The 20934-nt window shown below is 36.8% G+C and carries 14 protein-coding genes; 12 read left to right on the forward strand and 2 right to left on the reverse strand.

Features of this window, described 5'->3' with window-relative positions:
* The first annotated feature begins 5 nt into the window (after positions 1-5).
* The 11 genes from ACM6F9_RS01910 (at position 6) to ACM6F9_RS01960 (ending at position 16831) form a co-directional block, all read left to right on the forward strand.
* Positions 6-674 carry a hypothetical protein gene (locus ACM6F9_RS01910; protein ID WP_414844152.1) on the forward strand — a complete coding sequence of 223 codons (669 nt, stop codon included), beginning with the start codon at positions 6-8 and terminating at the stop codon, positions 672-674.
* Positions 675-942: 268 nt separating this feature from the next.
* Entirely contained in the window at positions 943-1386 is a 444-nt protein-coding gene (rplK, locus tag ACM6F9_RS01915; protein ID WP_105701281.1) for a 50S ribosomal protein L11, read from the forward strand.
* Positions 1387-1397: 11 nt separating this feature from the next.
* Positions 1398-2090, forward strand: coding sequence for a 50S ribosomal protein L1 (rplA, locus tag ACM6F9_RS01920; protein ID WP_002976422.1), 693 nt, complete (start codon positions 1398-1400; stop codon positions 2088-2090).
* Between the two features lie 17 nt (positions 2091-2107).
* Positions 2108-2701 carry a 50S ribosomal protein L10 gene (rplJ, locus tag ACM6F9_RS01925; RefSeq protein ID WP_414844153.1) on the forward strand — a complete coding sequence of 198 codons (594 nt, stop codon included), beginning with the start codon at positions 2108-2110 and terminating at the stop codon, positions 2699-2701.
* A gap of 46 nt (positions 2702-2747) precedes the next feature.
* On the forward strand, positions 2748-3116 hold the full coding sequence (gene rplL, locus ACM6F9_RS01930; RefSeq protein WP_105701283.1) for a 50S ribosomal protein L7/L12: 369 nt from the start codon (positions 2748-2750) through the stop codon (positions 3114-3116).
* Between the two features lie 274 nt (positions 3117-3390).
* Positions 3391-3894 carry a hypothetical protein gene (locus ACM6F9_RS01935; protein ID WP_414844154.1) on the forward strand — a complete coding sequence of 168 codons (504 nt, stop codon included), beginning with the start codon at positions 3391-3393 and terminating at the stop codon, positions 3892-3894.
* 129 nt (positions 3895-4023) lie between these two features.
* Positions 4024-5157, forward strand: a complete 1134-nt coding sequence (locus ACM6F9_RS01940; protein ID WP_414844155.1) for a hypothetical protein — start codon at positions 4024-4026, stop codon at positions 5155-5157.
* Positions 5158-5193: 36 nt separating this feature from the next.
* Complete coding sequence (locus ACM6F9_RS01945; protein WP_414844156.1) at positions 5194-7788, forward strand: T9SS type A sorting domain-containing protein; 2595 nt, start codon at positions 5194-5196, stop codon at positions 7786-7788.
* Between the two features lie 440 nt (positions 7789-8228).
* On the forward strand, positions 8229-12050 hold the full coding sequence (gene rpoB, locus ACM6F9_RS01950) for a DNA-directed RNA polymerase subunit beta (protein ID WP_105701287.1): 3822 nt from the start codon (positions 8229-8231) through the stop codon (positions 12048-12050).
* A gap of 122 nt (positions 12051-12172) precedes the next feature.
* Positions 12173-16438, forward strand: a complete 4266-nt coding sequence (rpoC, locus tag ACM6F9_RS01955; RefSeq protein WP_414844157.1) for a DNA-directed RNA polymerase subunit beta' — start codon at positions 12173-12175, stop codon at positions 16436-16438.
* Between the two features lie 87 nt (positions 16439-16525).
* Positions 16526-16831 carry a DUF3467 domain-containing protein gene (locus ACM6F9_RS01960; protein ID WP_002976436.1) on the forward strand — a complete coding sequence of 102 codons (306 nt, stop codon included), beginning with the start codon at positions 16526-16528 and terminating at the stop codon, positions 16829-16831.
* 51 nt (positions 16832-16882) lie between these two features.
* Here ACM6F9_RS01960 and ACM6F9_RS01965 read toward each other — a convergent pair whose 3' ends face one another.
* Positions 16883-17104, reverse strand: coding sequence for a helix-turn-helix transcriptional regulator (locus tag ACM6F9_RS01965; protein ID WP_414844158.1), 222 nt, complete (start codon positions 17102-17104; stop codon positions 16883-16885).
* Between the two features lie 95 nt (positions 17105-17199).
* Complete coding sequence (locus ACM6F9_RS01970) at positions 17200-17790, reverse strand: recombinase family protein (RefSeq protein ID WP_414844159.1); 591 nt, start codon at positions 17788-17790, stop codon at positions 17200-17202.
* Positions 17791-17944: 154 nt separating this feature from the next.
* On the opposite strand from ACM6F9_RS01970, the gene ACM6F9_RS01975 reads away from it, so the two are divergent.
* Entirely contained in the window at positions 17945-20905 is a 2961-nt protein-coding gene (locus tag ACM6F9_RS01975; RefSeq protein WP_414844160.1) for a Tn3 family transposase, read from the forward strand.
* The last annotated feature ends 29 nt before the right edge of the window (positions 20906-20934 follow it).

Genomic DNA, 20934 nt, shown 5'->3' on the forward strand with positions numbered 1-20934 from the left:
CAAATATGAAAAGGAAAATTTATATCACAATAATCATGTGCTTTGGGATATTTTTAAATGCCCAGATAGGAAAAGTAGGGATAAACACAACAAACCCTGCAGAAACACTAGACGTCAACGGAAAGACCTATACGAATTCTTTATATCTGAGAAATCCGGGAGAACCTACCATGACAGGAGGTAGCTTCTTGGCGACTTCACAGAATGGACTGCAGCTATATGATCCGGCTTTAGAAAGCAGTGGATTATTTAATTACATTAAGCTTACCCTTACCGGTGTATCCGGTGCAGGAATTGCAGATTATGACACCAAAATTGATGCAAACAATTTTCTGGTTATACTTCACAACTATTCATTCAAACTGAATGACGGAACTACCAATGTAATGCTTGATTATGGTGACAATGGTGTGAATGATAATAAACAAGGTTCTCCGGAGGTTGTTGCCTTCAAAAATAACGGAACTTGGCATATTAAAGCAAGATTTACAGATAGCAGAATTATTGCTACAACTTCTAATCCGCCACCAAGAAATTATAATAATTTTACTGTTGATCTTTATCTGATGGCATATAGAAGATTGATTGAAAAACAAAATATCAGTGATATCAATGCTAACCTTGGAGGAACGGATGGTTCTACTCAGACGATTAGTAAGCCTTCAGGGTTTTAATAAGTTTCTACTTTAATAAATATATTAAACGACTATTTACTGTAAATAGTCGTTTTTGTTTTCTCAGGGAAGATTCGAAAAATGAATTGAAGGTTTCTTAATTTTTTTTTCTTAAACTTTTTAAAAATCAGCAATTTCCGTTTGCTATTTCAAAAATATTTTATACTTTTGCAGTCCAAAAAGTAGGTTTATTGTTATGTGAGTGCATAACCTACTGAATAATAAATGCTTCCAAACTCATTAATTATTCAAATTTAAAAAACAAACAATGGCTAAGAAAGTCTTTAAAATGGTAAAGCTTCAGGTGAAAGGTGGCGCAGCTAACCCTTCTCCACCAGTAGGTCCAGCATTGGGTTCTGCAGGTGTGAACATCATGGAGTTTTGTAAGCAATTTAACGGAAGAACCCAAGATAAGCCAGGGCAAGTTTTACCTGTAGTAATTACAGTATATGAAGACAAATCTTTTGAATTCATTATTAAAACTCCACCTGCAGCAATTCAGTTAATGGATGCAGCTAAGATCAAGGGAGGTTCTGGTGAACCAAACAGAAACAAAGTAGGTTCTGTAACTTGGGAACAAGTAAAGAAAATCGCTGAAGATAAAATGGCGGATCTTAACTGTTTTACAATGGATTCTGCTCTTTCTATGGTTGCAGGTACTGCTAGATCTATGGGATTAAGAGTAACAGGAACTAAACCAACTAACGCTTAAAACTTAAAGAAATGGCAAAATTAACTAAAAAGCAAAAGGAAGCTTTAAGCAAAGTAGAAAAAGGAAGAATCTATAACCTTGAAGAAGGTTCAGCTCTTGTAAAAGAAGTGAACACTACAAAGTTTGATGCTTCAGTAGATATCGCTGTAAGATTAGGTGTAGACCCTAGAAAAGCAAACCAAATGGTAAGAGGTGTTGTATCTCTTCCTCACGGTACTGGTAAAGATGTTAAGGTATTAGCTCTTGTAACTCCAGATAAAGAAGCAGAAGCTAAAGCTGCTGGTGCTGACTACGTAGGTCTTGACGAATATTTACAAAAAATCAAAGAAGGTTGGACAGATGTTGACGTTATCGTTACTATGCCAGCTGTAATGGGTAAATTAGGTCCATTAGGTAGAGTATTAGGTCCAAGAGGTTTAATGCCAAACCCTAAATCAGGAACTGTAACAATGGAAATTGGTAAAGCAGTAACTGAAGTTAAAGCAGGTAAAATTGATTTCAAAGTAGATAAGTATGGTATTATCCATGCTGGTATTGGTAAAGTATCTTTCGATGCTGCTAAGATCAAAGAAAATGCTCAGGAGCTTATCCAGACATTGATCAAAATGAAACCAACTGCTGCTAAAGGAACTTATGTAAAGAGCATCTATTTGTCTTCTACAATGAGCCCAGGTATTGCAATTGATACTAAATCTGTTAACTAATATTTAATCCTAAGACAATGACAAAAGACCAAAAAGTTGTAGCAATACAAGAGATCAAAGACTTGCTTCAGGATGCAAAAGTAGTATACGTAGCAGATCTAGATGGTTTGAACGCTGCTAAATCTTCAGATTTCAGAAGACAAGCTTTCAAACAAAATATCAAAGTGAAAGTTGTAAAAAATACACTTTTACAAAAAGCAATGGAGCAAATTGAAGGAGTAGACTTCTCTGAGATGTTCGAAACTTTCAAAGGAAACTCTGCTTTAATGATTGCTGAGACAGCTAACGCTCCAGCAAAATTAATCAAAGACTTTAGAAAGAAAGAAGAAAAGCCGGCTTTGAAGTCTGCTTTTGTACAGGAAACTTTCTATGTTGGTGACAACAACCTTGATACTTTAGTAAATATCAAGTCTAGAGAAGAAATGATCGGTGAAATCATCGGATTACTTCAGTCTCCAATTCAAAGAGTTGTTTCTGCTCTTCAAAACAAATCTGAAACTGTAGAAGCTCAAGCTGAAGAAGCTGCTCCTGTGGTAGAAGAAACTCCTGCTGCTGAAGCTCCAGAAGCTCCTGCTGCAGAAAGCACTGACGAAACGCCAGCTGCTGAATAATTACACTCAAAAAATTAAATAAATAATCAACAAAAACATTACAACAATGTCAGATTTAAAAAATTTAGCTGAAACGCTAGTAAACCTAACTGTAAAAGACGTAAACGAATTAGCTGCTATCCTTAAGGATGAGTACGGAATTGAGCCAGCTGCTGCTGCTGTAGTTGTTGCTGCAGGTGGAGCAGGTGAAGCTGCTGAAGAAAAGACTGAATTCGATGTAATTCTTAAGTCTGCAGGTGCTTCTAAATTAGCTATCGTTAAATTAGTAAAAGATTTAACTGGTGCTGGTCTTAAAGAAGCTAAAGATATCGTAGACGGAGCTCCTGCTGCAATTAAGCAAGGTGTTTCTAAAGACGAAGCTGAAGCTCTTAAGAAGCAATTAGAAGAAGCTGGTGCTGAAGTAGAATTGAAATAATTTCAATTTTATTATAAATATAGAAGCCCGGGCATTTGCCCGGGCTTTTTTTGTATGTAAGTCTTTGTAAATCCGTGTGTTATTTAATAATTGTATTTCAATATTATTGATTTGCATTTTGTATAATTTTATTATTATTAATTAATTGATAAAAATTAACATAATGTTTTGTTAGTTTTTATCATGTTTTGTTATTTTATGTAAATTTTTATTAACAAAGTGTTGTTTTGGTTGAAAAAATATTATATTTGTATCGAAAAAAAACACAACATAATTGGATAGAAATTATTTTCTTTCCTACGGCCACAAGATTACACTTATATTGCTTTTGGCAGCTGTAGGGAAACTAAACGCTAAGTTTATATCTGTAACGATGACGAAACCTGAGTTATCATATTGTACAGATATTAATAATCATCTGCAACGATGCTTAGCTGATGTTTCAATTCATTTGTGTACTAAAGCTGAAAACAACGATTTGGTTGCTGTAAATAAAGAATCTGCTGATCAAAATAAAGCCCATTTATTATATTGTAGCGACTATCAGTATAATACCCGGTTTTTTAAGAAAAAAAATATTCAGATATCCTTTCCTGGAAATATAAAATTTGTTGCAATAAGGAATAAAAAGAACCATTTATTTCTGAGTTGTAAAGAAAATACTTTCCTGGTATTTAATGAGGTTCAAAATTTCTATACCAATTCCATTAAACTGGTTGATGGTTTTAAGTTTATCATTAAGATTCCTGATAAACCCAACCATTCACTTATCTCATAATTATATCTCACAATTTTAATGCTTTCTTACAGTACAATCTGTTATTTCATTTATTATTTAAATGAGAATGCCTGAGAAGTGACCTTTCAAAAAAACACATACACATAAAAACAGCAAACATCAACAGAAATGAGAAACAAATTATTAACCATCGCTCTTTTATCAATCGTTTTACCAATATCCGCTCAGGTAGGGATTGGCACGGGACAGCCTCAGGCAACCTTTGATATAGTAGGATCACCTTCTAATGCAAGTAAACTTGATGGCGTGATTGCCCCAAGACTTACAGGGATACAATTGAAAGCTAAAAACTACACAGTGGCTCAAATCGGAGCTATAGTATATGTAACAGCAGCTGAAACTGCGCCTACGGGACAAACTGTGGATGTAATCTCTTCAGGATATTATTATTTTGACGGAATCAAATGGGGAAGCTTAAGTGGAAGTTGGCGAACTGTAGGAAATGGTGGAACAACAGCAACAACAGCAACTCTGGGAACAGATATTGGGACCGGGAATTATCTGGGAACTAATGATGGTCAGAATTTAGTTCTGGCTACTCAGAAAAACGTAAAAGGAGTATTAGATATTAATGGAACCATGCAGGGAGGAAATTCTAATTCAGCTGCAGGACCTTATGCTTCATTTACATGGGGATCAAATAATACCCTTACCAACAGTACCTCTTCAAATATTGCCATGGGGAAAGATAATACAGTCTCTGCACAGGGGAACTTTCCGGCTGTAGCTATTGGATTAAATAATACCGCTAATAATGGAGCTAAAGTAATAGGAAATAACAATAGTGCTACGGGGGCCAATAACCTGGTTTTCGGGAATGTTAATACGGTAACAGGACTTACTGGGCTTACTGTTGGGAATAACCACAACAACAGCGGTGGGATAGCCATCGGAAGTGGGAATACAACCTCATTGAACAATATTGCCGTAGGTTCTGCCAATACAGCCACTGGTACAGAAGCTTTTGCAATAGGATTTTCCGGGCAGGCAGCTGCAGGACAATTGGTTTATGCCAACAAAGAACATGTTTTCTTTAATAAGAATAACGGAACAGATACCATATTAGGAATTAATATGGCTCCTACCGCAGCTACATCTACAGGTGCAGCGATCCAGATGAAAGGAATTGCTTCAGGTGCTAATGCAGCATGTACAGCTGCTGAAGAAGGGGCAATCCGATATAATACAACCACTAAAGTACATGAAGGCTGTAATGGAAGCAACTGGAAAGCACTTTACTAATGCAATAAAAATAAACACAAACCTAAAAAATAAAAAATGACCAGAAAATTATTCGAAAAGTTAGCTGTGATGCTCATGACATTTTTGATGTCTGCAGTATTATTTGCACAACAGGGCTATGAACCTATCCGTGGGATGGGAGTAGAGGCAAAACCTGTCAACAATTCAGGGATTTGTCTTGCATGTTACAACGGAAGTATGAATCCTGTAGTGGATGCCAGCCTTGATAACAGTGTAAGTATGGGCAATTTCGCTTCACTTTTAAGTGGAAACGGAATATCTGTAAAAAACAAAAATACAACCTATCCTGCGGGATATATTACCGGATTCAATGTAGATCTTGGGACAAGCTTTATTACGGTTGATCTTTTGAGTTCTTTGAGAATCAGTACTTATAAAAATGGGGTGCTCCAGGAGACAACTACCAGCAGTACACTTTTGTCAGTACCTGCATTCGGGGGAAGCAAAAACAGAATTTTCCTGCACTTCAAAACATCAAAAGAATTTGATGAAGTGAGATTGTATCAAACTAATGTTCTTTCCATATTCAGTGCAATGAATGTATATTATGCATTTGCATTTGATCCTGCAAAAGTACCTACAGATAACAATGGCATCTGTGATGACATCATCGCTGGAAGTGGTGTGGATGGAAATGTATCCGGAAGCAGCAGTTTCCTGGCTCCGCTTTCTTATGTTCAGAATAAAGAAAGAATAGGGGATGGAAATAAAAATTCTTACGGATCAATAGTGCTGCCAATAGGATTATTAGGATCTTATTCAGTAGGAGTTCTTGACAAAAACCAGATCTATCCTGCAGGAAACAGAACAGGTTTTGTTATAGAACCGGACGATCAGGGAAAACTGTTAAGTGCAGAATTCTTAAAAAATATTACGATAGAAACTTATCTTTTCGGTCAGCTTCAGGATTCAAAACAACTGTCTGATGGCGGAGGTTTAATCAATATTAAAGTATTAGGGTATGGGTCAGGAAAACAAAAAGTGACTTTAACAACGACTAAGCCTTTCAATGAAGTAAGATTAAAAATTACCCAAACCGTAGGATTTAATTTAGGAGCATTGAAAGTATATTATGCTTTCGAAGAACCGATTACTTGTGAATGTGATGATAAAATCCAGACAAGTGGTTCTGCGGTACCAGGAAACTTAGTTACAGGAAGTGCATGGACTTCAGGTCCGGGATTCTTAGGGCTTATTTTAGCTAAAATGACTAATCCGGAAGCTATTGTGGATAACAATCCATCCAACTATGCAACGGCTACCGTTCCGGCAGCATCTATCTTAAGTCTTTTCTCAGCATTTGCAACAGTAGGCACTAATGCAGTGCTTCCTGTCAACACAATGGCTGGATTCACTGTAGAAAAAGCAGGGAACCTTCTTGGAGTAAGTGTTCTGGAAAATATCACCGTAACATTATATAACGGAAATACGTTGACAGATACTTTCACAAGTTCAGGAAGTCTTATCAGTGGAAATTTCTTCACTACAAATTCAAATAAATTCTACGTTGGAGGAAAGGCTACGAAACCTTTTAATCGTATTAAAATTACTTTCAACAGCGGAACCGCGATTCGTTTTCCTCAAAATTATTATATCTATAATGCTTTTGCAAGCAGAGATGATGATAATGACGGTGTTCCCAATTGCTTTGATCAATGCCAGGGAGGAGACGACAGCATAGATAATAACGGAAACGGAATTCCTGACTGTGCAGAAGGATGTACAGCAGTAAATGACAAATCTCCTACACTGGATACAGATGGTGACGGAATTGTAGATGCTTGTGACCTTGATTCTGATAATGATGGTATTCCTGATTCAATAGAAGATTTTGATAAAAACGGTAAATTCCAGGATGATGATAACGAAGGTGATATCCTGATAACACCGGTATTGGGAGATTCTGTTCCTAATTATCTTGATCTTGATTCTGATAATGACGGTATTCTGGATTTATTTGAATCTGGAATTCCAAACTCAGTAATCAACCAAATTGATGCAGATCATAATGGTATTATTGATGCTAATGTTCCGGTAGGTAAAAACGGAATTGCAGATATTCTGGAAACTTCACCAGATTCAGGGGTATTGAAATATCCAATCAAAAATACAGATGGTGATGATAAACCAGACTTCCTGGATATTACTTCCAATGGTTCAGACCTTGATCTTTATAAGATCGGAAAAGGAAATCTTGATACTTTAGGAGGCGGATTCATTTCTATCATTAATGATAAAGATAAAGACGGTATTCAGGCTGTAGTAGATACAGATCTTGTGAAAAGAGGATCTCCGGATTCACCACTATCTCCTTATGCTTCATTGTTGAAAAATGCATCCAATGCTGCGAAAATTGCTGCAACAGACATTACAGAAACAGCCAATGATGTAAAAGTATATCCAAACCCTGTAAAGGCTGGAGAAGATCTTAGAATTACATCAGCAGAAGAAGGAGTGTATACTTTGTTCTCAGCACAGGGACAGGTTATTAAGACTGATAAGTTTAATGCTCATACAGGTATTAATACATCTTCACTTCCAACAGGGGTGTATATGATTAAAATAGAAACCAAATCGACGATAAAATCTTATAAGATTATTGTGAAATAATCATAAGATTAGCTTGTGTTGCGGAGGGACTGCTCATTTTTGGGCAGTCTCTCTTATTTTAAGAGCCTCAAAATGAGATGATTTATTTGTTTTTGTGGATAACTTTTTGTATCTTTGCCCCTCTTTTGGCGCGAAAAATTGTTTGTAAATTTATAAAATACTGAAAATCAACTCTTTCATTGTGTAAACATGAAGGGGATTTTGTGTATATAGATATTGCGGTAATATAGCCTCAAAAGTAATAAAAATATTTTGCATTACGCTGTGAAAAGATATACCAGTGTTGCAGTTAGAAAGAATCAAGTACAAAGTTTAAAAGAGCCTAAGGTCCTTTGTGAGCGCCAAAAACACTTTTACCTTTTACTTTTATATTGTTTCTTGTTCTTTTCTGATATTTTTTAATGAATCAAAATATTTTTTAACCCTTTCTTAAAAGTTTTATGAGTAAAACAAAATCAACAACTCAAGGAAATCCGAGAATTAATTTCTCATCAGCGAAAGGAAAAATCATCACTCCAGACTTTTTGGATATCCAAATTGAGTCTTTCAGAGAATTTTTCCAGCTTGATACACTTCCTGAAGCCAGAAAGACAGAAGCTCTTTACAAGACTTTCCAAGAGAATTTCCCAATTACGGATTCAAGAAACCAATTCGTATTAGAATTCTTAGACTATCTGGTTGATTCTCCACGTTATTCAATCGATGAGTGTGTGGAAAGAGGACTTACTTATTCAGTTCCTCTAAAAGCTAGACTTAAATTGTATTGTACTGACCCGGAACACGAAGATTTCCAAACTGTGGTTCAGGACGTATACTTAGGTCCGGTTCCTTATATGACGCCAAGTGGTTCTTTCATCATCAACGGTGCTGAGAGAGTTATCGTTACGCAGCTTCACCGTTCACCTGGTGTATTCTTCGGACAGACTTACCACGCGAATGGGACCAAACTTTACTATTCAAGAATTATCCCTTTCAAAGGATCTTGGATGGAATTTACAACAGATATCAACAGCGTAATGTACGCGTATATCGACCGTAAGAAAAAATTACCATTAACAACTTTATTAAGAGCGATCGGTTATGAATCTGATAAGGATATCCTTCAGATCTTTGACCTTGCTGAAGAAGTGAAAGTTTCTAAAGCTGCCCTTAAAAAAGTAGAAGGGAGAACATTGGCTGCGAGAGTATTGAACACTTGGTTCGAAGATTTCGTAGACGAAGATACAGGTGAAGTAGTTTCTATCGAAAGAAACGAAATCATCTTGGATAGAGAAACTATTCTTGAAAAAGAACATTTAGATCTTATCCTGGATGCTGGTGTGAAATCTATCCTGATTCACAAAGAAAACAGCAATGAATTCTCTATCATCCAGAATACATTACAAAAAGACCCTACTAACTCTGAAAAAGAAGCGGTAGAGTATATTTATCGTCAGTTAAGAAATGCAGATCCACCAGATGAGGAAACAGCAAGAGGAATTATTGAAAAATTATTCTTCTCTGAGCAGAGATACTCTTTAGGTGAAGTAGGACGTTACAGACTAAACAAAAAGTTAAGCCTAAACATCCCAACTACAACTGAAGTTCTTACAAAAGAAGATATTATTGCCATTGTAAGACACTTAATTGAGTTAGTAAACTCAAAAACTGATGTAGATGATATTGACCACTTATCAAACAGAAGAATTAAAACTGTTGGTGAGCAATTAGCTGGTCAGTTTGGTGTAGGTCTTTCAAGAATTGCAAGAACAATCAAGGAAAGAATGAACGTTAGAGATAACGAAATCTTTACTCCGCTTGACCTTGTAAATGCTAAGACATTAACTTCTGTAATCAACTCATTCTTTGGTACCAACCAGCTTTCTCAGTTCATGGACCAAACCAACCCTCTATCAGAGATCACTCACAAGAGAAGATTATCTGCACTAGGACCTGGTGGTTTATCAAGAGAAAGAGCAGGTTTCGAGGTTCGTGACGTTCACCATACTCACTACGGAAGAATTTGTCCGATTGAAACTCCGGAAGGACCAAACATCGGTTTGATTTCATCTCTAGGGATCTATGCAAAAATCAACAGACTAGGTTTCATCGAAACTCCATATAGAAAAGTTGAAGATGGTAAGATTGAGCTTAACGCAGATCCTATCTACTTAAATGCAGAAGACGAAGAAGACAAAGTAATTGCTCAGGCAAACGTTGAGTTGAGTGATAACGGTGATTTCTTAACAGATAGAATTATTGCAAGATTAGATGGTGACTACCCTGTAGTTGAACCTTCACAGGTAAATCTTATCGACGTTGCACCAAACCAGATCTCTGGTATTTCTGCTTCATTAATTCCTTTCTTGGAGCATGATGATGCGAACCGTGCATTGATGGGATCTAACATGATGCGTCAGGCCGTTCCTCTATTGAAGCCACAGGCTCCAATCGTTGGTACAGGGCTTGAGCAGCAAGTTGCAAGAGATTCAAGAATTTTAATTAACGCTGAAGGTACAGGTACTGTAGAGTATGTGGATGCTGACAGAATTGTTATTAAATATGAAAGAAGCGAAGACGAAGATTTAGTACAATTCGAGTCTGCTACTAAAACATACAAACTTACTAAGTTCAGAAAAACCAACCAGAGTACAACAATTACACTAAGACCAAACGTAAGAGTAGGTGATGTAGTGGAGAAAGGACAAGTACTTTGCGACGGTTATGCTACTGAAAAAGGAGAATTAGCTCTTGGTAGAAACTTAGTAGTAGCGTTCATGCCTTGGAAAGGATATAACTTCGAGGATGCAATCGTAATCAACGAGAAAGTTGTACGTGAAGACTGGTTTACTTCAATCCACGTGGATGAGTATTCTCTTGAAGTTCGTGATACCAAATTAGGTATGGAAGAGCTTACAGCAGATATTCCAAACGTATCTGAAGAAGCTACTAAAGATCTTGATGAGAACGGTATGATCAGAATCGGTGCTGAAGTGAAGCCTGGAGATATCATGATTGGTAAAATTACTCCAAAAGGTGAATCTGACCCGACTCCTGAAGAAAAACTTCTTAGAGCAATCTTCGGTGATAAAGCTGGTGACGTGAAGGATGCTTCATTGAAAGCTGACTCTTCATTAAGAGGAGTTGTTATCAACAAGAAATTGTTCTCTAGAAACATTAAAGACAAAAAGAAAAGAACTGAAGAAAAACTTAGACTTGAAGAGATTGAAAACACTTATAAGGCTAAGTTTGATGAGTTGAGAAATACTTTAATTGAAAAATTAAATACACTGGTAAGCGGTAAAACTTCTCAAGGGGTACAAAATGACCTTGACGAAGAAATCATCGGTAAAGGTGTGAAATTCACTCACAAATTATTGACTTCAGTTGAAGATTATGTAAACGTTAGTGGTGCAGACTGGACAGTAGACGCTGACAAGAATGAATTGATCAAACAATTGATTCACAATTACAAAATCAAATATAACGATATCCAAGGAGTTAAAAACCGTGAGAAATTCGCAATTTCAATCGGAGATGAGCTTCCAGCAGGTATCATGAAGTTGGCTAAAGTTTACATCGCTAAGAAACGTAAACTGAATGTAGGGGATAAAATGGCAGGACGTCACGGTAACAAAGGTATCGTTTCAAGAATCGTTCGTGAAGAAGATATGCCATTCCTTGAAGACGGAACACCAGTAGATATCGTATTGAATCCACTTGGGGTACCTTCTCGTATGAACATCGGTCAGATCTACGAAACCGTTCTAGGATGGGCTGGTAGAAAACTAGGATTGAAGTTCGCTACACCAATCTTCGATGGAGCAAGTCTTGATCAGATTACTGAGTACACTGAGAAAGCAGGTCTTCCTAAATTCGGTCACACTCACCTTTATGATGGTGGTACCGGAGAAAGATTTACACAGGCTGCGACAGTAGGTATCATTTACATGTTGAAACTAGGACACATGGTAGATGATAAGATGCACGCACGTTCTATTGGTCCTTACTCATTGATTACTCAGCAGCCGTTAGGAGGTAAAGCTCAGTTCGGAGGTCAGAGATTCGGAGAGATGGAGGTTTGGGCACTTGAAGCATTCGGTGCATCTAACATCCTTAGAGAGATCCTTACTGTGAAGTCGGATGACGTGATTGGTAGAGCGAAAACTTATGAAGCAATTGCAAAAGGTGAATCTATGCCTGAACCAGGTATTCCAGAATCATTCAATGTATTACTTCACGAGTTACAAGGTCTTGGATTAGACGTAAGATTGGAGGAGTAAAATATCAGATGTCAGACACAAGATGTCAGACTATGACACTCTAAGAATTTTATAATCCTTGAATTTGGAATGATGATTTCGTCTGAAATCTGAAATCTGAAATCTAAAATCTAAAAAAAATTATGTCAAATAAAAATAAATCAAGTAGATTTAATAAAATAACCATCGGTTTAGCTTCACCAGAGTCTATCTTACAAGACTCAAGAGGAGAGGTTTTAAAGCCGGAAACTATTAACTACAGAACTCACAAGCCTGAAAGAGACGGGCTATTTTGTGAGAAAATCTTTGGTCCTGTAAAGGATTACGAATGTGCTTGTGGTAAATACAAGAGAATTCGTTACAAAGGGATCGTTTGTGACCGTTGTGGAGTAGAAGTTACTGAGAAAAAAGTAAGAAGAGAGAGAATCGGGCACATCAATCTTGTAGTTCCAATTGCACACATCTGGTATTTCCGTTCATTACCAAACAAAATCGGATACCTTTTAGGAATACCTTCTAAGAAATTAGATATGATCATCTACTACGAAAGATACGTAGTGATCCAGCAAGGTATTGCTAAAAAATTAGACGGTTCTGATTTTGAAAATATGGAATTCCTTACAGAAGAAGAATACCTTGATATCATGGAAACTCTTCCTGTAGAAAATCAGTATCTTGATGATTCTGATCCAAACAAATTCATCGCCAGAATGGGTGCTGAAGCTGTTGAAGATCTATTAAAAAGAATTGATCTTGATGCATTGTCTTTCGACTTGAGACACAAAGCTCACAACGAAGGTTCAAAACAAAGAAGAACTGAAGCTCTTAAGAGATTGAACGTTGTAGAAGCATTAAGAGGTGCTAATACAAGAATGATCAACAGACCAGAGTGGATGATCATGCGTGTACTTCCTGTTATTCCACCAGAACTAAGACCATTAGTTCCATTGGATGGAGGACGTTTCGCTACTTCTGACTTGAATGACCTTTATAGAAGAGTTATTATCAGAAATAACCGTTTGAAGAGATTATTGGAGATTAAAGCTCCTGAAGTAATCTTAAGAAACGAGAAGCGTATGCTTCAGGAATCAGTAGATTCATTATTTGATAACACAAGAAAATCTTCTGCAGTAAAATCTGAATCAAACAGACCATTGAAATCACTTTCTGATTCATTGAAAGGTAAGCAAGGTCGTTTCCGTCAGAACCTACTAGGAAAAAGGGTTGACTACTCTGCGCGTTCGGTAATTGTTGTAGGTCCAAACTTACAGCTTCACGAATGTGGTATTCCTAAAGATATGGCAGCTGAACTTTACAAACCATTTATCATTAGAAAACTAATTGAAAGAGGTATTGTAAAAACAGTAAAATCTGCAAAGAGAATTATTGACAGAAAAGAACCAGTAGTTTACGATATCCTTGAAAATGTGATGAAAGGTCACCCTGTTCTATTGAACAGAGCACCTACGCTTCACAGATTGGGTATTCAGGCTTTCCAACCTAAGATGATCGAAGGTAAGGCAATCCAGCTACACCCATTAGTAACTACGGCCTTCAACGCCGATTTCGATGGTGACCAGATGGCAGTACACTTGCCGCTAGGACCAGAAGCAATCCTTGAAGCTCAGTTATTGATGTTAGGTTCTCAAAATATCTTGAACCCTGCAAACGGTTCTCCAATTACAGTACCATCTCAGGACATGGTTCTTGGTCTTTATTTCATGACTAAAGAATTAAGCTCTACTGAGACTATGAAAGTAAAAGGAGAAGGTCTTGCATTCTATTCTCCTGAAGAAGCAGAAATTGCTTATGCTGAAGGTAGAGTATCTTTAAATGCTAAAGTAAGATGTAGACTACCTATCAAAGAAGAAGGAGAAATCGTTACAAGATTGATCGAAACTTCTGTAGGTAGAATCCTATTCAACCAGATTGTACCTAAGCAGGTAGGATATATCAATGAACTTCTTACTAAGAAATCATTGAGAAACGTTATCGGTAAGATCCTTGCTGATACAGATTTCCCTACAACTGTGAAGTTCCTTGATGCAATGAAAGACTTAGGTTATTCAAACGCATTCAAAGGAGGTCTTTCATTCTCACTAGGAGATATTGTAGTTCCTGTTGAGAAAAAGCAGATGATTGCTAGTTCAATTGAAACCGTAGACGAAATTAGAGCCAACTATAACATGGGTCTAATTACCGATACAGAACGTTATAACCAGGTAATTGACGTTTGGACAAACACAAACGCAGGATTAACTGAAATGATCATGAGCAGAATGAAGGTTGACCAAGGTGGATTCAATTCTGTATATATGATGCTTGACTCTGGAGCGAGGGGTTCTAAAGAACAGATCCGTCAGTTATCAGGGATGAGAGGTTTGATGGCAAAACCGCAGAAAGCCGGTTCTACCGGAGCGGAGATCATTGAAAACCCGATCCTTGCAAACTTTAAGGAAGGTCTTTCGATTCTAGAGTACTTTATCTCTACCCACGGTGCTCGTAAGGGTCTTGCGGATACCGCTCTTAAGACAGCCGATGCTGGTTACTTAACGAGAAGATTGGTAGACGTTGCACAGGACGTTATCGTTACAGAAGACGACTGTGGAACATTAAGAGGTACAGAAGTTACTGCACTTAAGAAAAATGACGAAATCGTTGAAAAAATCTCTGAAAGAATCTTAGGTAGAGTATCTCTTCATAATATCTATGATCCTGAAACTGACGAACTTATTGCAAGTGCAGATCAGGTGATCATTGAATCATTGGCGAAGAGAATCGAAGAAGCTGGATTAGAAGCTGTTGAGGTTCGTTCACCATTAACTTGTGAGACTAAGAAAGGTATCTGTGCGAAATGTTACGGTAGAAACTTAGCAACAGGTAAAGTGATTCACATGGGTGAAGCGGTAGGTGTAATTGCAGCACAGTCAATTGGGGAACCAGGTACTCAGCTTACGTTGAGAACCTTCCACCAAGGGGGTACTGCAGGAAACGTATCAGAAAACCCATCAATCGTTGCAAGAAGAGATGGTATCGTTGAAATGGACGAAGTAAGAACAATTACTTCTGAAGATGAAAACGGTAATACAGCTGAGGTTGTAGTTTCTCGTTCAACAGAATTTAGATTAGTTGCTGATAATGAGTCTAGAACTCCATTAATGGTAGCTAACGTACCTTATGGATCTATATTATCTGTAAAACCAGGTGATAAAGTGAAGAAAGGAGATACAATCTGTAGATGGGATCCGTATAACGCGGTTATCATTGCTGAAACTTCAGGTAAGGTAGAATACGAGGATATCATCCAGGGTATTTCATTCCAACTTGAAATTGACGAACAAACAGGATTCGAAGAGAAAGTAATCTCTGAATCTAGAAATAAGAAAGCCGTACCTACCTTGAAGGTGGTAGACTCTAAAGGAGTTGAGCAAAAAGCTTACAACTTACCGGTAGGAGCCCACTTAATGGTAAACGATGGTGAAAAAATTAAGGCTGGTAAAGTCTTAATCAAAATCCCAAGAAAATCTGCAAAAGCAGGGGATATCACCGGAGGTCTTCCGAGAGTTACCGAATTATTCGAAGCAAGAAACCCTTCAAACCCAGCGGTTGTTACTGAAATCGACGGGGTAGTTTCTTACGGAAAAATCAAGAGAGGTAACCGTGAACTTATTGTTGAGGCTAAAACTGGAGAAAGAAAAATTTACCTAGTAAAACTTTCTAACCAGATTCTTGTTCAGGAGAATGACTTCGTAAGAGCAGGTTCTCCACTTTCTGACGGTTCTATCACACCGGAAGATATCTTAAGAATTAAAGGCCCAACTGCCGTTCAGGAATACTTAGTAAATGAGATTCAGGAAGTTTACCGTCTACAGGGGGTAAAAATCGATGATAAGCACTTCGAAATTATCGTTAGACAGATGATGACGAAAGTATCTATCGTAGATGGAGGTGATACTCAATTCCTAGAAGGAGCTCTTGAGCACAAGTTTGATTTCTTAGAAGAAAACAACAGAGTATTCGGTCTTAAAGTAGTTGTAGATGCTGGTGATTCTAAAGAATTCCAACCAGGTCAGATGATTACTGCAAGAGAATTAAGAGACGAAAACTCTAAGTTGAAACGTGAAGACTTAAGCCTGGTAGAAGTAAGAGAAGCTCTTCCTGCTACGGCAACTCCTGTACTACAAGGTATTACAAGAGCAGCACTTCAGACGAAGTCATTCATGTCTGCAGCATCGTTCCAGGAAACTACTAAAGTTCTTAACGAAGCAGCAGTTGCTGGTAAGATAGACGATCTTAACGGTCTTAAAGAAAATGTAATTGTAGGACACAGAATCCCTGCAGGTACAGGTCTGAAAGAGTATCAGAACGTTATTGTTGGTTCTAAGAAAGAATTCGAAGACCTTAACTAAAATTAATGATTTGAAATTTGGGATTTGAAATTATTTTTATATTTTCACAATCTCAAATTTCGAATTTTAAAAACATAATTTATAACAATGGACAACAATCAAAATCCACAAGACGGAAACATCAACATCGAATTAAACGAAATGGTAGCTGCTGGTATCTATGCTAACTTAGCATTGGTAAACCACTCTCCATCTGAATTTGTAGTAGACTTTATTCAGTTGATGCCAGGTGTTCAGCAAGCTAAAGTAAGATCAAGAGTTATTCTTGCTCCACTTCACGCTAAAAGAGTATTAAACGCTCTTCAGCAGAACATCGCTAACTACGAGCAGCAGTTCGGAGAAATCAAAGAAGTTGAGCCTTTCGTATTAGGAGGAAACAACGTTCAAGCATAAGATTTTTCTTACAATATAAATCCCGTTTCGTATTACGAAACGGGATTTTTTTTATAGATTTTTGAACCAGAGATAAAGATCAGTATCTGAGGGAATATTAAGCTTTTTCCGTATGCCGTTTTTCCGGTTCTGAACCGTTTTTGGTGATGTGAAAGTATATTCCGCAATGTCTTTGGTAGAAAAATTAAGAAATAGTAAAGCGCAAAATTTTAATTCACTGCTTATCAGACGTGGATTAATTTTCAGGATTGCAGCGCAAACATTTGGGTACACCTCCTGAAATCTTATGGGGTCAGTCGACGAAACGGAAAATATAGCACGTTAAGTGTAACATCTATCAAACAATCTTTCTTAATATACTAAATAAATTACTTTCTATTATAAGCTTTTATCTCGACATTTCTTTCTCTCAAATATTTATACAATGTCATTTTTGAAATCTTCAAGTCAGTGGCAATTTCGTTGACACTTTTTATACCTTCATTGTAATAATTTTCTGCAATAATGGCTTTTTGCTGAGCTTCCTTACTTAATCCTTTCCTGCGACCTCCTTTCTTCCCTCTTTCCCGTGCTGCCTCCAAGCCTGCTTTTGTTCTTTCTCGGATTAGATCCTTTTCAAATTCTGCAAAAGATGCTGAAATATTAAAAAATAATCTTCCTTGCGGAGTTGTAGTGTCTATATTGTCATGTAAGCTTTGTAGAGCTACATTTTTAGAATTTAATATTTCCACAATTTCTAACAGGTGTTTTAAAGATCTTCCAAGTCTGTCTAATTTATAAACAACTACAACATCACCCTTGCGAATTTGCTCTAATAATTTTTTGAGTTGTGGTCTTTCCTTTTTAGCTCCGGAAACTGTTTCCTTAAAAATCATTTCACATCCTAATTTATTTAAAGCGTCTTCCTGTAGATTATAATTTTGATCCTGTGTTGATATTCTGATATATCCAATTTTCATAAGTATAGATAATTCCGTTAAAAAATTAAATAAATATACTCAATTTATTATACTAGTTTTTTTTACTTATTTTTATTTTAAAACGTAATTTTCAGAAAACACAAAAAAGTACAAGTAAACGGACGTTTTATTTTACTTAAGAAAAAATATTTTTATGCCTAGAAAACAAGTATTATCAGAATTTGAGATAAAAGAGTTAATTAAAATTCCAGAAACTGACGAAGAATTAATCATCAACTATTCTTTATCGGAAAATGATTTTTCAATAATAAAAAATCATTGTAGAACAAACACCAATAAGTTGGGATTTGCAGTTAATCTTAGTTATATGAGACATCCGGGAATTATTTTAGCTCCTGATTTATATCCTGATCAAAAAATCTTACAGTTTATTGGCAGTCAACTAGGAATAAATGTTTTAGAATGGGAAAACTATGGAAAAAGAGAACAAACAAGGAGAGAACATATAAGCATACTGCAATCTGTTTATGGATTTCGAATATTTACAACCAGAGATTATACGGTCTACAAAGGTTTTTTACAAGAAATAGCTCTAAAAACAGATAAAGGATTTGTTGTGGCAGAAGAATTAGTTAAATTTCTTCGTAAAAATAAAATCTTATTGCCTGCAGCTGGAACAATTGAAAGGCTTTGTTCAGAAGCAATTGTAAATGCTGAAAAAGAAATTTATGATACCCTGAGTTCTTCATTGTCCAATCATCAAAAACATTTATTAGATGCTCTTCTCAACTTACAGGAGAAAGGCAGCATTAGCCAACTAAATTGGCTAAAGCAGTCCCCACAGGCGGTCAATTCCAAATTTTTACTGATTCATATAAAGAGGTTGAGAACAATAAAAGAGATTGATCTTCCAAAAGATATTGGCAAGGATATTCATCAAACACGGTTGTTGAAAATAGCCAGAGAAGGCAGGCAGATGACACCACAGCATCTAAGGGATTTTGAAGAATCCCGGAGATACGCAACATTGGTGGCAATACTTCTGGAAACCAAAGCTTCTATCATCGATGAAATTATAGAAATGAATGATAAAATCATCGGTTCTTTGTTCAGATATGCCAAGAATACACAAGCTCAAAAAATGCAGGACTCCGGAAAATCTATGGGAGAACAGCTCGGTATATTTTTCAAAATTGGAAATGCACTTCTTGATGCCAAGGAAACAGGAGAAGATCCTTTCGATGCTGTTGAGTCGGTTATTTCATGGGAAGATCTCGCTCAAAGTATTTCGGAAACTAAAACCTTAACGGCTAAACAAAATTTTGACTCACTATATTTTATATCCGATAAATATTTTACGATAAAAAAATATGGTGGAGAATTTCTGAAAGAGTTGGAACTCCGTTCTGCCCCTGTAGCAGAAGATATTTTAAAGGCAGTGGGTATTCTGATAGATTTATATGAAGGAAAAATAAAAAGGCTTCCGGAAAAACTTCCATCAGGTTTTATAAGAAAAAGATGGGAAGAAATGGTATTTACGGAGGACGGGATTGATAGAAAGTTTTATGAACTCTGTGTATTTTCTGAACTCAAGAACCATCTGCGCTCCGGAGATCTTTGGGTACAGGGTTCAAGACAGTACAAAGATTTTGAAGATTATCTTATTCCTGCAGACAGATTTACTGAAATGAGAGATCAGAATCAAATTCCTCTGGACGTAACGTTGAATGTCGAACAGTTTCTTTTGGAGCGGATGGAACTTCTCTCCAATAAAATACAAATTGTTTGTAAACTCATTGAAAGTAATGAACTTCAGGATACTTCTATTATTAATGACAGGATAAAAATTAAACCTCTTGAAAATGCAGTTCCTGAAGAAGCAGAAGTTTTAGGAAAAAAAATATACAGTCTGCTTCCTCTTATTAAAATCACAGATCTTTTGAAAGAAGTCGATCATTGGACGGACTTTACTGATAAGTTCATTCATCTAAAATCAGGAAATAAAGCTGATGACAAAAACTTGTTACTCACTGTAATACTGTCAGATGCTATCAATTTAGGTTTAAGAAAAATGTCGGAAGCTTCTCCAGGAACTTCCTATGCAAAACTCTCCTGGCTTCAGGCGTGGCATATCCGGGATGAAACGTATTCTTCAGCATTAGCGAAAATTATCAATACTCAATCCAATCACTCATTTTCTTCTTACTGGGGAGAAGGTAAAACATCTTCTTCAGATGGGCAGCGTTTTGCCACTGGAAGCTATGCACAAAGAACCGGAAATATTAATCCGAAATATGGAAGCAGTCCCGGAGTTCAGTTTTATACCCATGTCTCCGATCAGTACGCTCCTTTCCATACCAAGGTTATTAATGTGGGAGTAAGGGATGCAACCTATGTTTTGGACGGGCTCCTCTATCATGAATCTGATTTACAGATAGAAGAACATTATACGGATACTTCGGGGTTTACCGATCATGTGTTTGCTTTGATGCAGTTACTGGGATTTAAATTTGCCCCAAGAATCAGAGATTTGAATGATAAGAAGCTGTTTATTCCTGAAGCATCTACGGGCTATTCTGCGTTATCAGAACATATAGGAGGAACCATCAACAGTAAAAAGATTATTCAAAATTGGGATGAAATCCTAAGATTGGCGGCTTCCATAAAAAATGGAACTGTTACGGCTTCACTGATTGTAAAGAAGATAGGAAGTTATCCAAGGCAAAACGGACTGGCTGTAGCATTACGGGAATTGGGTAAAATTGAAAGAACCTTATTTATGCTCGACTGGTACATGAGTCCGGAACTTAGGCGCAGAGTTACTGCGGGACTTAATAAGGGAGAAGCCAGAAACGCTTTGGCAAGAGCTGTATATTTTAACAGGTTTGGAGAAGTCAGAGAACGGAGCTTTGAAAATCAACGGTATAAGGCAAGCGGTCTTAATCTGGTGACCGCTGCTATTGTTTTATGGAATACGGTTTATATTGAAAAAGCGGTGGAACATTTAAAAGAACAGGGCGAAGAAATTAATGAAGAATTACTTCAGCATCTTTCTCCATTAGGATGGGAGCATATTCACCTTACCGGAGACTATGTTTGGGAAGACCGGATAAAATTTAAAAAGGGTCAGTTTAGAGCTCTGAGAAAAACATAATCATTCAGTTTGCCTATTAAACTATAAGT

It is taken from the genome of Chryseobacterium sp. IT-36CA2, assembly GCF_949767875.1.
Classification (GTDB): domain Bacteria; phylum Bacteroidota; class Bacteroidia; order Flavobacteriales; family Weeksellaceae; genus Chryseobacterium.

What these genes read in the sequence shown, in the direction of transcription:
- ACM6F9_RS01910 (WP_414844152.1), top strand. Translation starts at nt 6, where the DNA reads ATGAAAAGGAAAATTTATATCACAATAATCATGTGCTTTGGGATATTT.
- rplK (WP_105701281.1), top strand. Translation starts at nt 943, where the DNA reads ATGGCTAAGAAAGTCTTTAAAATGGTAAAGCTTCAGGTGAAAGGTGGC.
- rplA (WP_002976422.1), top strand. Translation starts at nt 1,398, where the DNA reads ATGGCAAAATTAACTAAAAAGCAAAAGGAAGCTTTAAGCAAAGTAGAA.
- rplJ (WP_414844153.1), top strand. Translation starts at nt 2,108, where the DNA reads ATGACAAAAGACCAAAAAGTTGTAGCAATACAAGAGATCAAAGACTTG.
- rplL (WP_105701283.1), top strand. Translation starts at nt 2,748, where the DNA reads ATGTCAGATTTAAAAAATTTAGCTGAAACGCTAGTAAACCTAACTGTA.
- ACM6F9_RS01940 (WP_414844155.1), top strand. Translation starts at nt 4,024, where the DNA reads ATGAGAAACAAATTATTAACCATCGCTCTTTTATCAATCGTTTTACCA.
- ACM6F9_RS01945 (WP_414844156.1), top strand. Translation starts at nt 5,194, where the DNA reads ATGACCAGAAAATTATTCGAAAAGTTAGCTGTGATGCTCATGACATTT.
- rpoB (WP_105701287.1), top strand. Translation starts at nt 8,229, where the DNA reads ATGAGTAAAACAAAATCAACAACTCAAGGAAATCCGAGAATTAATTTC.
- rpoC (WP_414844157.1), top strand. Translation starts at nt 12,173, where the DNA reads ATGTCAAATAAAAATAAATCAAGTAGATTTAATAAAATAACCATCGGT.
- ACM6F9_RS01960 (WP_002976436.1), top strand. Translation starts at nt 16,526, where the DNA reads ATGGACAACAATCAAAATCCACAAGACGGAAACATCAACATCGAATTA.
- ACM6F9_RS01970 (WP_414844159.1), bottom strand. Translation starts at nt 17,790, where the DNA reads ATGAAAATTGGATATATCAGAATATCAACACAGGATCAAAATTATAAT.
- ACM6F9_RS01975 (WP_414844160.1), top strand. Translation starts at nt 17,945, where the DNA reads ATGCCTAGAAAACAAGTATTATCAGAATTTGAGATAAAAGAGTTAATT.